General features: G+C 57.2%; 16 protein-coding genes and 1 riboswitch. Of the genes, 15 read left to right on the forward strand and 1 reads right to left on the reverse strand.

The window, feature by feature from the left end; genetic code table 11:
- Positions 1 to 55: 55 nt before the first annotated feature.
- The gene (locus ACFO3S_RS20030) at positions 56 to 310 is read right to left on the reverse strand and encodes an AbrB/MazE/SpoVT family DNA-binding domain-containing protein (protein ID WP_027086730.1); all 255 of its coding nucleotides are present in this window, start codon (positions 308 to 310) and stop codon (positions 56 to 58) included.
- 330 nt (positions 311 to 640) lie between these two features.
- Between ACFO3S_RS20030 and ACFO3S_RS20035 the strand changes: the two genes are divergently transcribed.
- The 15 genes from ACFO3S_RS20035 to ACFO3S_RS20105 all read left to right on the forward strand — a co-directional run bounded on the left by ACFO3S_RS20035 (position 641) and on the right by ACFO3S_RS20105 (position 13887).
- Positions 641 to 1933, forward strand: coding sequence for an HD domain-containing protein (locus ACFO3S_RS20035; RefSeq protein WP_378099723.1), 1293 nt, complete (start codon positions 641 to 643; stop codon positions 1931 to 1933).
- A gap of 106 nt (positions 1934 to 2039) precedes the next feature.
- A complete protein-coding gene (locus tag ACFO3S_RS20040; RefSeq protein ID WP_378099725.1) occupies positions 2040 to 2816 on the forward strand; it encodes a TatD family hydrolase in 777 nt (258 codons plus the stop codon).
- A gap of 179 nt (positions 2817 to 2995) precedes the next feature.
- Positions 2996 to 3216, forward strand: a riboswitch (cyclic di-AMP (ydaO/yuaA leader).
- A gap of 280 nt (positions 3217 to 3496) precedes the next feature.
- Positions 3497 to 4654 (forward strand): ubiquitin-like domain-containing protein, encoded by a 1158-nt coding sequence (locus ACFO3S_RS20045; protein WP_378099727.1) that lies wholly within the window; start codon positions 3497 to 3499, stop codon positions 4652 to 4654.
- A 177-nt stretch (positions 4655 to 4831) separates the two neighbouring features.
- Complete coding sequence (rnmV, locus tag ACFO3S_RS20050) at positions 4832 to 5383, forward strand: ribonuclease M5 (RefSeq protein ID WP_378099729.1); 552 nt, start codon at positions 4832 to 4834, stop codon at positions 5381 to 5383.
- Positions 5384 to 5388: 5 nt separating this feature from the next.
- Complete coding sequence (rsmA, locus tag ACFO3S_RS20055; protein ID WP_378099730.1) at positions 5389 to 6264, forward strand: 16S rRNA (adenine(1518)-N(6)/adenine(1519)-N(6))-dimethyltransferase RsmA; 876 nt, start codon at positions 5389 to 5391, stop codon at positions 6262 to 6264.
- A 77-nt stretch (positions 6265 to 6341) separates the two neighbouring features.
- Positions 6342 to 7220 carry a sporulation peptidase YabG gene (gene yabG, locus ACFO3S_RS20060; RefSeq protein WP_378099732.1) on the forward strand — a complete coding sequence of 293 codons (879 nt, stop codon included), beginning with the start codon at positions 6342 to 6344 and terminating at the stop codon, positions 7218 to 7220.
- A gap of 150 nt (positions 7221 to 7370) precedes the next feature.
- On the forward strand, positions 7371 to 7646 hold the full coding sequence (gene veg, locus ACFO3S_RS20065) for a biofilm formation stimulator Veg (protein ID WP_094048613.1): 276 nt from the start codon (positions 7371 to 7373) through the stop codon (positions 7644 to 7646).
- A 127-nt stretch (positions 7647 to 7773) separates the two neighbouring features.
- Complete coding sequence (locus tag ACFO3S_RS20070) at positions 7774 to 7956, forward strand: small, acid-soluble spore protein, alpha/beta type (RefSeq protein ID WP_378099735.1); 183 nt, start codon at positions 7774 to 7776, stop codon at positions 7954 to 7956.
- 154 nt (positions 7957 to 8110) lie between these two features.
- Complete coding sequence (gene ispE, locus ACFO3S_RS20075) at positions 8111 to 8968, forward strand: 4-(cytidine 5'-diphospho)-2-C-methyl-D-erythritol kinase (RefSeq protein ID WP_378099737.1); 858 nt, start codon at positions 8111 to 8113, stop codon at positions 8966 to 8968.
- 101 nt (positions 8969 to 9069) lie between these two features.
- Positions 9070 to 9900, forward strand: a complete 831-nt coding sequence (gene purR / locus ACFO3S_RS20080; RefSeq protein ID WP_378099739.1) for a pur operon repressor — start codon at positions 9070 to 9072, stop codon at positions 9898 to 9900.
- A gap of 4 nt (positions 9901 to 9904) precedes the next feature.
- A complete protein-coding gene (locus ACFO3S_RS20085; RefSeq protein WP_378099741.1) occupies positions 9905 to 10303 on the forward strand; it encodes a RidA family protein in 399 nt (132 codons plus the stop codon).
- Between the two features lie 109 nt (positions 10304 to 10412).
- Positions 10413 to 10697, forward strand: coding sequence for a septation regulator SpoVG (gene spoVG, locus ACFO3S_RS20090; protein WP_035119511.1), 285 nt, complete (start codon positions 10413 to 10415; stop codon positions 10695 to 10697).
- Positions 10698 to 10816: 119 nt separating this feature from the next.
- Entirely contained in the window at positions 10817 to 12214 is a 1398-nt protein-coding gene (glmU, locus tag ACFO3S_RS20095) for a bifunctional UDP-N-acetylglucosamine diphosphorylase/glucosamine-1-phosphate N-acetyltransferase GlmU (protein WP_378099743.1), read from the forward strand.
- A 16-nt stretch (positions 12215 to 12230) separates the two neighbouring features.
- Complete coding sequence (locus tag ACFO3S_RS20100) at positions 12231 to 13187, forward strand: ribose-phosphate diphosphokinase (protein WP_378099745.1); 957 nt, start codon at positions 12231 to 12233, stop codon at positions 13185 to 13187.
- Between the two features lie 55 nt (positions 13188 to 13242).
- Positions 13243 to 13887, forward strand: a complete 645-nt coding sequence (locus ACFO3S_RS20105; RefSeq protein WP_378099747.1) for a 50S ribosomal protein L25 — start codon at positions 13243 to 13245, stop codon at positions 13885 to 13887.
- Positions 13888 to 14001 lie beyond the last annotated feature (114 nt).

Here is a 14001-nt window from a genome sequence, read left to right on the forward strand (position 1 = left end):
AAAAGGTTGGAATTAACAATTATTAGAATACAGCTTTTATTATAAACTATTTTCTCTAATTTGTCACAGGGGAAGGTAAATCCTTCAAACATTCTCTGCAAACAATTTTTCCTTTGAAGTAGGTGACGTTCTCCGCGTTGCCGCAGAAGATGCACGCAGGCTCATACTTCTTAAGCATGATGCGCTCGCCGTCCACGTAAATTTCCAGCGCGTCTTTCTCCCCGATGCCAAGCGTGCGGCGCAGCTCGATCGGAATGACCACCCGTCCCAACTCGTCGACTTTACGTACGATACCGGTTGATTTCATCATTTGGTAATGCCCCTCCCGAAAGATTAAAATAAGATCAGGTAAACGGTTTTTTGTGTATGCTTGTCCGCAATCGCCAGTATTCGACAAAGTTCTCTTTTTTCCGTACTCTATCGTACCAACCATTCCCAAAAAAGTCAACCTAAAAGGGTTGAGGTTTTTTTGAGAATCTGAAACAAAAACTCTGAGAATCCTCTTATTTATGGCGATTTCCTTGAAGATTCGATTCTAGCGGGACGGAGATTATCAGGAAAATCTAATTCGACATAATTCGACGAAAATCGATGTTTTTCGAATTGAATGTCGAATGCTGACAAAATCGAGGTGATGTCCATGTTGACGAAATTGCATGAGGAGAAGGTGTTCAAAGACCCCGTGCATCATTCCATCTACGTTCAGGATCCGGTCGTCTGGAAGCTCATTAATACGCCGGAGTTTCAGCGGCTTCGAAGAATCCGACAACTAGGCACCTCTTATCTGACGTTTCATGGAGCGGAACACAGCCGATTTTCCCACTCCTTGGGCGTATATGAAATTACAAGAAAAATAATCTCTCAATTTGAGCGTAATGGATACGGCGACTGGCCGCAAGAGGAAAAATTGCTCAGTCTTTGCGCGTCTTTGTTGCACGATGTCGGACACGGCCCCTTTTCTCACTCCCTGGAGCAGATTTTCGGCACGGACCATGAAGATTGGACCTGCAAGGTCGTACAGGGTCCGACCGAAATTAACCGGGTGCTGCGGGAGGTCGACGCTCAATTTCCCGAGAAGGTCGCTTCGGTAATCCGCAAGAAATACGAGAAGCCGATTGTCGTCAGCCTCGTATCCAGTCAGCTGGACGCGGATCGCATGGATTATTTGCTGAGGGACGCCTACTTCACGGGAGTGAATTACGGAACCTTCGATCTGGACCGCATATTGCGAATGCTGCGCCCATTCCAAGGGAAGATTGTCGTCAAGGACAGCGGAATGCACGCCGTCGAAGACTATTTGATGTCCAGATATCAGATGTATTGGCAGGTTTATTTTCACCCGGTCACCCGAAGCTCCGAGATTTTGCTGAAGCAGATTTTTCGCAGGGCGAGCGAGCTTCTGTCGTCCGGCTACGGGTTCGGCTTTATGCTGCCTCCGATTCGGGCGCTATTGTCCGGCTCCGTCACGCTGGAACAGTATTTGCGGCTTGACGAAGCGATGGTGCAGACGACGTTTGGCCAGTGGTCCGAGGAGAGAGACGAGCTTCTGTCGGATCTATGCCGGCGCTTCCTGGACAGGCGGCTGTACAAGTACGCTCCGCTGGTCGGGGAAGACCGCGAGTGGCTGGAGGACGTTCGCCGCCAGTGGCGGAGCATCGGACTCGATCCGTCTTATCATATGGAAGTCGATACGCCGGAGGATTCGCCTTATGACGTGTACAAGCCCGGAGCTCTTCCCGACGGGAAGGAGAAGCCTCCGATTCTGCTGCTAGACAAGCGGGAGCGGCTGACGGAAATCTCCGTTCAATCCGACATTATTCGCTCTATCGCGGGTCTGCATCGGGGCAACTATTACATTTATTATCCGGAGGAACGCGTCCTCCCCCACGCGCATCTGCTCAGCCCCGAGACGCGGGCGAGACTGTCTATATAATAGAAGGAAACGCATTGGAATCCCAAATTATGGCCGAACCGAGCGGGTTCATCCCGGACGGGCAAGCTTCGGCACCCACACCTGGTCAAAGGAGACATGCTGCGACATGCTTATCGACACCCATGCTCATCTGGATTCCCGCAAGTTCGACAGCGATCGTGAAGAAGTGATTCAGAGGGCGCTGGAGGCCGGCGTCGACACGATTGTGAACATCGGCTTTAACCGCGAGACGATTCCGACGACGCTGGAATTGGCGGAGAAATATCCGTTCATCTACGCCGTCGTAGGCTGGCACCCGACGGATGCCGTTGACATGAAGATGGAGGAGGATCTGGCCTGGATCGAGCGCTTGTGCACGGAGCATCCGAAAGTGGTGGCGATCGGAGAAATCGGACTCGATTATTATTGGGACACTTCGCCGAAGGACGTTCAGCAAGCGGTGTTCCGGGAGCAGATCCGGCTGGCCAGACGAATCGGCAGGCCGATCGTCATTCATAATCGCGACGCGCACGAGGATGTCGTCAAGCTGTTGAAGGAAGAACGGGCGAGCGAGGTCGGCGGCATCATGCACTGCTTCTCGGGCAGCTGGGAGACGGCCAAGCAATGTCTGGATATGAACTTCCATATCTCCTTCGGCGGACCGGTCACTTACAAGAACGCCCGCGTTCCGAAAGAGGTGTTGGAGCGGGTTCCGCTGGACCGATTGCTCATCGAGACGGATGCTCCTTATTTGACTCCTCACCCTCATCGGGGGAAGCGCAACGAGTCCGCTTACGTGCGTCTGGTCGCCGAGGCAGCGGCGGAAATTAAAGGCATTTCATGGCAGGAAATAGCAAAAATAACGAGCGAGAACGCTTGTCGTTGTTTTGGGATATCGAGATAATCGGAAGAATAGGGAGAAAAACGGACTGCCCCGAAGAAAAAACTGACTTTTGCTGCGGTTAATCCCCCGGTTCCACTTGATTTTCGTTCAAAACGGGCGAATTCGTCGAATGCGTCGTCTTTACACCGTTATTGCGCAGAGGTTATGATCTTCAACAGAAAGTTTGAATATGACATTCCTTTTCCAGTGCGCTTAATCTTCCGAAAGGGAGAGTGGGGGACCCAACGCGGCGACGATCAAGACAGGGCGTCCAATGCGGTCCGAGCAAATCTAGGGGTGAATACGGCAAGTGTCGGGAGGAGCGGCTCTATCTGAGTGACGCGCCGGACATGCAGCCGTTAGGGCGACTCTCTTTGCCCGAATCCGACAGCTAACCCCGCAAGCGTGATAGAGAGAGGTCACCCTCGTGCCGCTACATTTTTAAGCTTATTTCCAACCTGCGGAAGCCACGAAACAGATCCTCTGACTCGATGGCTTTTTTTGTTGCAAGCACAACCTCTTAGGGTACATGCTCTCATGTGAGTATTCTGAACTGGGGAAGGCGGCGCTTGACCGATCCGCCCGGAATTCGCGAAAGTTTCGGGTTTGTTCGCCAAGAGTCGTTAACCATTTTGGATTAGTCGCGTCAGACAAATTCATGCATTACAGTCGACGGCGGGGCTATGAAGGAGGAACGAGATATGGGCGCAATTCCTGTTCAGGAAACCCATGATCCACGACCGACCGGCAAGCTTTTCGCACTGCGTTGGAAGCATGAGTATTTGCGTGTAGCACTGTTAACCGCAATTCTCGTTTTTGCCGTCTCTATCATGTTCGTATCGTTGCTGGAGAAGGCGGCAACCAAGAGCATCACGGTAATCGACAACGGCGTATCGAAGGTCGTCTCTACGAAGACTTCGAACGTTCTCGGTTTGCTCGAGGAACAAGACATTTACATCGGACCTAACGATCGCCTTTCCATGGCGGCGACGGATTCCTTGGAGGAAGGCGGCCGGCTCGTCATCGATCGGGCGGTAGGCGTCGTCATCAAGGCCGATGGCAAGCAGCAAGTCGCTTATTCAAGCGAAGATACGGTCGGGGGAGTCATCGAATCGTTAAACCTTCCGTTGTCCGAGCATGACCGGGTCGTACCGGAGCTCGGCAGTCCGGTCCGCGAAGGGATGACCGTGTCGGTCGTCCGGGTGCATAAAGAGGTGATAGAGACCCAGCGCCCGATCGCGTTCCAGGTCGTAGAGAAAAAAAGCGCGGACCTGGAGGAAGGCAAGACGAAGATCGTCACCGAAGGCGAAAAAGGACTGGTCGTCTACAAAACCGAGAAGGTCTACGAGGACGGCGTTCTGGTCAGCGAGGAAATGGTCGAGAAGAAGGTGGCCAAGCCTGCCGTACAGCAGGTCGTCGCGATCGGCACGAAGAAGAAGTCCGAGGTGGCGCTGGCTTCGTACAGCGGACCGCCGAAGGAGGACGAGGCCAAAGTCGTGAAGCTCAACGGCAAGAGCGTCAAGGTCAGACGAATGCTGAGCAATGTGACGCTGACCGCCTATTCCGCCGATTTTGCTTCCACGGGCAAGTCCAAGGGAGACAAAGGCTACGGCATCACCCGATCCGGGACGAAGGTTCAGGAAGGGCGCACGATCGCCGTCGATCCTAAGGTGATCCCGCTGGGCTGGTGGGTGTACATCGAGGGGATCGGATTCCGCCGGGCGGAAGACACGGGCAGCGCCGTCAAGGGCAAGAAGATCGATGTTTATTACGACAGCGAAGCTTATGCCACCAAGTTCGGCCTTAAGCGCGGATATACGGTCTACGTGATCGGACCGGTCAAGCCCTCGGCGGACTAGCCGGTACGCGGCTTGTCCGCATCCATATCGCCTTGCCTCGGGAAGAGGCCCTTACGGGCTTCTTCCCGATTAGTTTTTTGCGGGGAATCGGCGGCGCAGGCGGTTCCGCACTTGCCCTTGTCCCGAAACTCGTATACGCTTGAAGGAATGTAGGGGTTAAAGGCGGAATGAAAACGAATGATTCGAGAAATGATTGTCGTGGAGGGGAAAGACGATACGACGGCGGTCCGGCGGGCTGTGGGAGCCGATACGATCGAGACGGGCGGTTCGGCGATCGGCGAAGATGTACTCGTACGCATCGAGCTGGCCCAAGCGCGCAGAGGCGTCATCGTGCTGACCGATCCGGATGCGCCGGGAGAGCGTATCCGCAAGATCGTCTCCGAGCGCGTGCCGGGCTGTAAGCACGCCTTCCTGACGAAGGACGAGGCGAGAGGCCGCCGGGGCATTGGCGTCGAGCATGCGTCGGACGAAGCGATCCGAAGGGCGCTGGAACGGGTTCGCGGACCGGAGACGGAGGACGGCGCGCCTGCGGAGATCGAATGGAACGACCTGCTGGAGGCGGGCCTGATCGTTCACGCTTCGTCGGCCAGCCGCAGAGAGCGGATGGGCGAGCTTCTCGGCATCGGGTATGCGAACGGCAAACAATTTTACAAGAGGTGCCTGATGTTCCGGATTACGAAGGCCGAGTTTGAAGCGGCGCTGGAACAGCTGGAACGGGAGGGACGTTAGACGACATGCAAGAGATCGCCACTTCGAATCGGACGCGCGAAATTATACGCAAGCACGGTTTTACGTTCAAGAAGAGTCTCGGTCAGAACTTCCTGATCGACGGCCATGTGCTAGACCGGATCATCGCCGCAGCCGAATTGGATCGAACGCGCGGGGCGCTGGAGATCGGTCCGGGAATCGGCTCGCTTACGGAGCGGCTCGCCCAAGCTGCCGGCAAGGTGGCCGCGGTGGAGATCGACCGGCGTCTGATTCCGATTCTGCAAGACGTCATGTCCCCTTACGAGCAGGTCAGCATCGTCCAGGGCGATATTCTGAAGACCGATCTCCGCCGGCTCTGGGAGGAGCAGTTCGCCGGGCTGGCGGGCGTCAGCGTCGTGGCCAACCTGCCCTATTACGTGACGACTCCGATCATTATGAAGCTGCTGGAGGATCGGCTGCCTATCGAGAACATCGTCGTTATGGTGCAGAAGGAGGTCGCCCTTCGGATGTCCGCCAAGCCCGGCGGCAAGGACTACGGAAGTCTGAGCATCGCCGTCCAGTACTACTGCGAGCCGGAGCTGGTATGCGTCGTCCCGGGCAAAGCCTTCATCCCCGAGCCGAACGTGGACTCGGCGGTCATCCGGCTGAGGCGCCGTTCGGAGCCGGCCGTGCGGGTGCCCGACGAGAAAAGTTTTTTTCGGGTTGTGCAGACGTCGTTCGCGCAGCGGCGCAAGACGCTGGCGAACAACTTGTCGGCATTGTCGGGCAAGGAGCGCAAAGCCGAGCTGGGCGATCTGCTCCGGGACGCCGGCGTTCAGCCCGAGCGCCGGGCGGAGACGCTGTCGCTGGAGGAGTTCGCTCGCGTCTGCGATGCGCTGACGCGCAGCGGCATGCTCGAGTAGCGCGAGCAAAACCGTCCTTCCCGGACGCGCACCCATCTTCTCATGGCTCCATAGGATAGACGGAGAGGTGAGTGCCCATGAAGCAGGGGGATCTAGTCGTACGAAAGTCCTACGGCGGAGACGTGTTGTTCCGGGTTGCGGCGTTCGCCGCCAAGCAAGCCGTACTTAGGGGAACGGATTTCCGACTGTTGGCGGACGCGCCGATCGAGGATCTTCAGACGGTGCGGAACCCCGACGAGCTCGGAGGAACGCGACAGGCGCGCATTAAGGCGCATGAATCGCTGCGCAGGATCAGCGAGGAAAGGACTCGGCAGACCGGAGGCGCCGGCTTTATGGCGGCGCTGGACGACCGGAGACAGCCGTTCTTCGAAATGCCGGGCAAAGTGCTCCACCTGGACGGAGACCCGAATTATCTCAAAAAAAGCATGCAGGTGTACGCCCAGCTGAAGGTGCCGGCGGAAGGTCTGCACTGCCACGAATCGCAGATGCCGCACATTCTGGTGCGCCTGCTTCCGCAAATTCGTCCGGACATCGTCGTCATTACCGGGCACGACGGGGTGCTCAAGCAGCGGCAGGACCTGCAGCATCTGAGCAGCTACAAAAACTCCTTAAACTTCGTGCACGCCGTGAACATCGCCAGAGAATACGAGCGGAACCGGGACTCTCTGGTCATCGTTGCGGGCGCGTGCCAGTCTCACTTCGAAGCGCTGCTTCAGGCCGGAGCGAATTTCGCCAGCTCTCCGGGCCGAATTATGATCCATGCGCTCGATCCCGTCTACGTCGCCGTGAGGACGGCGTTCACGCCTTTTCGGGACACGATCAACATCACAGACGTCATCGCGCATACGATTAGCGGGAGGCAGGGCGTGGGCGGCATCGAAACGATGGGCCGTTATCGGGTTGGGGTGCCGAACATGAAGGCGGGCGCTTCGGAACAAAATGTGAACGTTTTGTGACGGAAAATAAGCCCAAACGCGAAAAACCTTACATCCTCAAGGAAAATGACCGTTGACAGTAAATCGGCATCGTTGATATAATATTTTGATTCATTTGACACCTCCCCTGATTTTAGATATAATTTACAGGGAAAGAGGTGGTAGTGGATCATGGCTAAAAACACGCTTCTCGATATCAAGCGAAGCCTGGAGCCTCACGTCGGTTCCAAAATCATGCTCCGCGCCAACGGTGGACGACGCAAGACCATCGAACGCACGGGGGTACTGGAAGAAATCTACCCGTCGGTTTTCATCGTCAAGCTTGATCAGGAGCAGCACACGTTCAAGCGGGTTTCGTACAGCTACGCCGATATTTTGACCGAGTCCGTGGAAGTCATGCTTTGCAATGACGACGGTCAGGTTCGCATCAACTATTTGTCGCATTAGACGGTTGAATAGTACGGGCAGCACCGCGCCAATCCGATGGCGCCGTGCTGCCCGTTTTGCATGCCGGCGGCGCATCCGAGGCATGCTATTAAGGGCGGTCAAAGACATCGAGAGCAGGAGGGACAGCATGGGCAGGAGACGCAAAGTCATGTCGGAGCAGTTCAAGGCCGAGCTGGCCAAGGATCTGGGTATCTATGACACGGTGCAGAGGGAAGGATGGGGAGGCATTCGCACGAAGGATGCCGGGAACATGGTGAAGCGAGCCATCCAGATCGCCGAGCAGGCCGCGTCCCGGGAGCCGCGATCGTGACGGCGGAACGGACAAGGAAGAGGCGAATTCGCGCGAGCCGCGGGATTCCGCCTCTTTTCGCATTTGCGGGCATCCTTTGTTATAATAATGTAAAAGTTTTCCCGATGGCAGCTTATTCTGCATAAGGTATCGTCCGGAAGTTGGTGAAGAAACGTTGTCGAAGATTTATGAGAAGGCGCCCGCCAAAATCAATCTCGTGCTGGACGTCCTGCGCAAGCGGGAAGACGGCTTTCACGAAGTGGAAATGATCATGACGATGGTCGATCTGGCCGATCGGCTGGAGATGGAAGAGCTCCCCCGCGATCAGATCCTGCTGTCAAGTCAGGCCGGGTTTATTCCCCTTGACGAGAAAAACCTGGCCTTCCAGGCCGCTCGGCTCCTTAAAGAGAGATACGGGGTCCGACGCGGCGTATATATTCATCTGGACAAGCAGATTCCGGTGGCCGCCGGCTTGGCCGGAGGCAGCAGCGACGCGGCGGCTGCGCTGAAAGGACTGAACCGGCTGTGGAATCTGGGACTGCCGACGGAGGAGCTGGAGGCGCTGGGCGCCGAACTGGGCTCGGACGTCCCCTTCTGCATCCGGGGAGGGACGGCGCTGGCCAGAGGGCGAGGCGAGAAGCTGGAGACCGTACCGCGCCCGCCTCAGTGCTGGGTCATCCTCGCGAAGCCGCCGATTAACGTGTCCACAGCCGACGTATACGGCAAGTTTCGCGTCGGAGACGTGAAGGAGCACCCCTCCATTCCGCAGATGCTGGACGCCCTGTCGCGCCAATCGTTCCAGGACGTGTGCGCTTCGCTCGGCAACGTTCTGGAGAACGTGACGCTGCATCGATATCCCGAAGTCCGGCAGATTAAGGACTGCATGATCAAGTCGGGAGCCGACGGCGTGCTCATGTCCGGCAGCGGTCCGACCGTCTTCGGTCTCGTCGCCAAGGAAGCCAAGGTTTCGCGCGTGTACAACGCGCTGAGAGGCTTTTGCAAAGAGGTCTATGTGGCAAGAATGTTAACATAGTAGGAGGGAATGGCGTTAGCCCTCTCGTTTCGGTTGATCAAAACCGTATAAAGGTGTTATGATACTGGTAAAATATTCGGATCTGGACGGGAGAGGGGAACGTGAAGAAATTGAAACGCAGCGGCAGGCTCGTAGAGATGACGCAGTATTTATTAGCTCGTCCCCATACGTTAATTTCCCTGACAGCATTCGCCGAGCGATACCAGTCGGCCAAATCTTCGATCAGCGAGGACTTGGCGATTATCAAAGAAGTGTTCGAGGACGAAGGGATCGGGGAGCTGAACACGCTGGCCGGAGCGGCGGGCGGCGTTCGTTTCGTGCCGAAGTGCCGCAAGGATCAAGCGCTCGAGAGAATAGGCTCGATCTGCCGCGAGCTGGAGCAGCCGGACCGGCTGCTGCCGGGCGGCTATTTGTATATGACGGACCTGCTGGGCCAGCCGGCGATGATGCAGGAGGTCGGCCGCATGTTCGCCACGGCGTTCGCCGACCGGAATATCGACGTCATTATGACCGTCGAGACGAAGGGGATTCCTCTGGCGCATGCGACCGCACAGTATTTGAACCTGCCGGTCGTTATCGTGCGGCGGGATCATAAGGTGACCGAGGGCTCCGCGGTCAGCATCAACTACGTGTCCGGTTCGACGAAGCGCATTCAGACGATGTCGCTCGCTCGCCGGGCGCTGAAGGAAGAATCTCGCGTGCTCATTATCGACGACTTCATGAAAGCGGGCGGAACGATACAGGGGATGGTCGACCTGCTCTACGAATTCCGCGCGTTCGTCGCCGGAGTCGGCGTCTTCGTAGAGTCCGGGGAGATCGACAGCGAGGAGCGGCTGCTGCACGACTACGTGTCGCTGGCCCGTCTGTCCGAGGTCGATCTGAAAACGCGCCAGATCAAAGTCCAGCCGGGCAACTTTTTTCTAGGAGGATAACGTCATGACTTTGAAAATCGTCTCCACATCCGACGCCCCTGCGGCGATCGGTCCTTACGCGCAGGCCATTCGCGCGGGCAATCTGCTCTACACGTCCGGACAGATTCCGCTCACGCCTTCGGGCGAGCTGGTCGTCGGCACGATCCAGGACCAGACCCGTCAGGTGCTGACCAACCTGAAGGCGGTGCTGGCCGCCGAAGGGATCGGCTTTGAGAATGTGATCAAAACGACCGTATTTCTGAAGGACATGAACCAGTTCGCGGACTTCAACGAAGTGTACGCTTCGCACTTCGGAGCCCATACGCCGGCCCGTTCGACCGTAGAGGTGGCTCGGTTGCCGAAGGATGTTCTTGTCGAAATAGAATTGATTGCGGCGATATCTGTCGAAACTGTCAAGAATTAAAAATTTATTTGAATTTTAGCAGTTGTTTTTCCATATTTAAGAAGGAATTTGCACGGATTTGTGGAATATTACACCAAGTCTTTCTGGGGGACAAAGGTGGTGAACACAAGTGCAAATTACAGACGTGAGACTCCGCCGTGTCAATTCGGAGGGGCGCATGAAGGCCATTGCTTCGATCACGATCGACAACGAGTTCGTCGTCCATGACATTCGAGTCATTGACGGGAACAATGGCATGTTCGTCGCTATGCCGAGTAAACGGACACCGGACGGAGAGTTTCGGGATATTGCCCATCCCATTTCTTCTGGAACGCGCGAGAAGATTCAAGCCGCCGTGCTGGCTGAATATGAACGGGCAGCGCAAGATGAAGAGGTCATGGTCGAAGGGGCATAATGATGAAATATTGAGAAGAGGGCCTAACTCGGGCTCTCTTTTCATTTTCACTTGAATAAGCTATGATTCTCATGAAAGAGAATCGATTCGCCGAGCTTGATGAAGGGAGTTTTTGAGCGATGAACAAAATGGCGATCATACTTGCCGCAGGACAAGGCAAGAGAATGAAATCCAAGTTATATAAAGTGCTGCATCCCGTATGCGGCAAGCCGATGGTCGGTCACGTATTGGACGCGGTGCGAGGCGCGGAGTGCAAGAGGACCGTCGTCGTCGTGGGGCATGGGGCGGAAGCGGTGAAGGCGGCGCTCGGCGAGTCGGTCGAATACGCGCTGCAGGCGGAACAGCTGGGGACAGGCCACGCGGTGCGGCAGGCCGAAGCGCTTCTCGGGCAGGAGGAAGGCGTCACCGTCGTCACGTATGGCGATACGCCGCTTGTGACCGCGGAGACGATCCGGGAGCTGATCGCGCACCATATCGGACAGGGCGCGGCGGCGACGGTGCTGACGGCGGACGTGGCCGAGCCGTTCGGTCTGGGCCGGATCATTCGCGGCGCGGACGGAGGCGTGCTCGGAATCGTCGAGCAGAAGGATTGCTCCCCGGAGGAGGCGGACATTCGCGAGATCAATACGGGCACGTATTGCTTCGACAACCGCAAGCTGTTCTCCGCGCTCTCCGAAGTGAAGAACGACAATGCCCAAGGAGAATATTACGCGACGGACGTCATCGGTATATTGCGCGACCGCGGCGAGCGGATTGCCGCAAGCAAGTGCAAGGACCCGGTCGAAGCGACGGGCGTTAACGACCGGATTGCGCTCGGCGAGGCGGAGCGCCTGATGCGGGCGAGAATAAACGCGGCGCATCAGGCGAATGGCGTGACGATTATCGACGCGGCGAATACGTATATTGAAACAAGCGTTAAGATTGGCGCGGACACGGTGATCTATCCCGGAACGCTGCTTCGGGGCGAGACGGCAATCGGTTCGGATTGCGCGATCGGACCGTCGGCGGATCTGACGGATACGGTCGTCGGAGACGGCACGACGATCCGTCAGACGGTCGCCGAAGGCGCGGTCGTTGCCGGGGCCTGCAATGTCGGACCGTTCGCTTACTTGCGTCCGGGAACGAAGCTCGGAAGCGGCGTGAAGGTCGGCGACTTCGTCGAGCTCAAGAACGCCGAGATCGGGGATAACAGCAAGGTGCCGCATCTCAGCTACGTCGGCGACGCGATCGTCGGGTCGGGCGTCAACATCGGGTGCGGAGCGATTACCGCGAATTACGACGGGTATAATAAATCGGTGACCGAGATCGGCGATCACGCTTTCATCGGCAGCAACGTTAATCTGATAGCCCCGGTCAAGATCGGCAACAGCGCTTACGTCGTCGCCGGTTCCACGATTACCAGCGACGTGCCGGACAACGATCTGGCCATTGCCCGCGAGCGTCAAGTGAACAAGCCGGGATATGCGGAGAAGATTCGCGCCCGCGCCCGCGCCAAGAAGGACAAAGAAACCGAATAACAAAGGCGGTAATACGATGGCCTATGCGGATCCAACGTTAAAGCTCTTCTCTTGCAGCTCGAATCCCGAGCTGGCCCGGTCGATCGCCGGCTATATCGGCGTCGAGCTGGGGAATGTGGTCTTGAGCCGGTTCAGCGACGGAGAAATCCATATTCAGCTGGACGACAGCGTCAGGGGAAGCGACGTCTACGTCGTGCAGTCGACTTCCGCGCCGGTCAACGACCATTTGATCGAGCTGCTCGTCATGGTCGATGCGCTCAAGCGGGCATCGGCCAAGACGATTAATGTCGTGATGCCCTATTACGGCTATGCCCGGCAGGACCGCAAGGCGCGTTCCCGCGACCCGATTACCGCCAAGCTGGTGGCCAATCTGATCGAGACGGCGGGCGCCCACCGGGTTATCGCCATGGATCTGCACGCGATGCAGATTCAGGGGTTTTTCGATATTCCCGTCGATCATCTGCTCGGCGTGCCGATTCTGGGAGATTATTTCCACGAGAAGAAGCTGACGGCGCCCGTCGTCGTATCGCCCGACCATGGCGGGGTCGTTCGCGCGCGGCGTCTGGCGGACTCGCTTCAGGCTCCCCTGGCCATCATCGACAAGCGCAGGCCCGAGCCCGGGGTCGTCGAGGTGATGAACATCATCGGAGACGTCAAGGGGAGAACGGCGATTCTGATTGACGACATCATCGATACGGCGGGCACGATCGCTTTGGCGGCGAACGCGCTGAAGACGGCGGGAGCCGGCGATATCTACGCGTGCTGCACGCATCCCGTGCTGTCGGGGCCGGCGATCGAACGGCTGGAAGCGTCTCCTCTCGTCGAGATCGTCGTGACGGATACGATTCCGCTCAGGCAGCCGTGCGGCACCGACAAGGTCAAGGTGCTGTCCGTGGCGCCGCTCATGGCAGAAGCGATCGTGCGGGTGCACGAGCAGCAGTCGCTGAGCTCATTGTTCGAGCTGCATGTTTAACGAGCTTCTCCCTGGGGTAAACCAAGGATATACCTTGACAGGGGAGGAATCCGAAATGAGTGCCGCTCTGCTAGTTCAACTGCGGGAGACTTCCAGCAAAGGCGAGCTCAGGCGCTTGCGCGAGTCGGGGGGAGTGCCCGGAGTCGTCTATGGCAAAGGGCTGGCCGCCGCTTCCAAGATCGCGATAGATGCGCGAGCGTTGGCCGGAATGCTGAAGGGGAACCCGTATGCCGTTATCGACATGGATATTCCGGGAGCGGGCAAGCATCCGGTCATGCTGTCGGAGATGCAGAAGGACCCGATTTCCGGTCAAGTGCTCCATATCGATTTTCGCAGAATCGATCTGAACGAGAAGATTACGACGTCGGCACGGCTGGATTTTACCGGGGAGTCCCCCGGGGAGAAGGAAGGCGGCCTGCTTCAGGTCGTGCTTCACGAGATCGAGATCGAGTGCTATCCGAAGGATATTCCCGATGCGATCGCGGCGGATGTCAGCGGACTGGAGATGGGCGAGCACCTGACGATCGGCGAGATTGCGCTGCCCAGCGGCGTTGCCGCCGTTCAGGATCCCGAGACGGTCGTCGTTGCCGTGCTGGCGCCGCAGAAGGAGCGCTCGGAGGAGGAAGCCGAGGCGCTTGACGACCAAGCCGAGGAAGACCGCAAGCATGCGGAAGCCGCCAAGGCTGCGGAGACGGATTAAACGGGAATTTGCGCACCGATTCCTTATGAGGCAGGTTTTCCGGTTGGGCAATTCCGGAAGACCGGCCTCTTCGCATTAGATCGGACTTCATAAACTTTCCTATTGTACATTTGA

Origin of the sequence: Cohnella hongkongensis, assembly GCF_042654645.1 — a bacterium.
Classification (GTDB): Bacteria; Bacillota; Bacilli; order Paenibacillales; family Paenibacillaceae; genus Cohnella; species Cohnella hongkongensis.

What these genes read in the sequence shown, in the direction of transcription:
- ACFO3S_RS20045 (WP_378099727.1), top strand. Translation starts at nt 3,497, where the DNA reads ATGGGCGCAATTCCTGTTCAGGAAACCCATGATCCACGACCGACCGGC.
- ACFO3S_RS20040 (WP_378099725.1), top strand. Translation starts at nt 2,040, where the DNA reads ATGCTTATCGACACCCATGCTCATCTGGATTCCCGCAAGTTCGACAGC.
- ACFO3S_RS20070 (WP_378099735.1), top strand. Translation starts at nt 7,774, where the DNA reads ATGGGCAGGAGACGCAAAGTCATGTCGGAGCAGTTCAAGGCCGAGCTG.
- rsmA (WP_378099730.1), top strand. Translation starts at nt 5,389, where the DNA reads ATGCAAGAGATCGCCACTTCGAATCGGACGCGCGAAATTATACGCAAG.
- ACFO3S_RS20030 (WP_027086730.1), bottom strand. Translation starts at nt 310, where the DNA reads ATGATGAAATCAACCGGTATCGTACGTAAAGTCGACGAGTTGGGACGG.
- ACFO3S_RS20100 (WP_378099745.1), top strand. Translation starts at nt 12,231, where the DNA reads ATGGCCTATGCGGATCCAACGTTAAAGCTCTTCTCTTGCAGCTCGAAT.
- ACFO3S_RS20105 (WP_378099747.1), top strand. Translation starts at nt 13,243, where the DNA reads ATGAGTGCCGCTCTGCTAGTTCAACTGCGGGAGACTTCCAGCAAAGGC.
- glmU (WP_378099743.1), top strand. Translation starts at nt 10,817, where the DNA reads ATGAACAAAATGGCGATCATACTTGCCGCAGGACAAGGCAAGAGAATG.
- veg (WP_094048613.1), top strand. Translation starts at nt 7,371, where the DNA reads ATGGCTAAAAACACGCTTCTCGATATCAAGCGAAGCCTGGAGCCTCAC.
- yabG (WP_378099732.1), top strand. Translation starts at nt 6,342, where the DNA reads ATGAAGCAGGGGGATCTAGTCGTACGAAAGTCCTACGGCGGAGACGTG.
- ACFO3S_RS20085 (WP_378099741.1), top strand. Translation starts at nt 9,905, where the DNA reads ATGACTTTGAAAATCGTCTCCACATCCGACGCCCCTGCGGCGATCGGT.
- ACFO3S_RS20035 (WP_378099723.1), top strand. Translation starts at nt 641, where the DNA reads ATGTTGACGAAATTGCATGAGGAGAAGGTGTTCAAAGACCCCGTGCAT.
- rnmV (WP_378099729.1), top strand. Translation starts at nt 4,832, where the DNA reads ATGATTCGAGAAATGATTGTCGTGGAGGGGAAAGACGATACGACGGCG.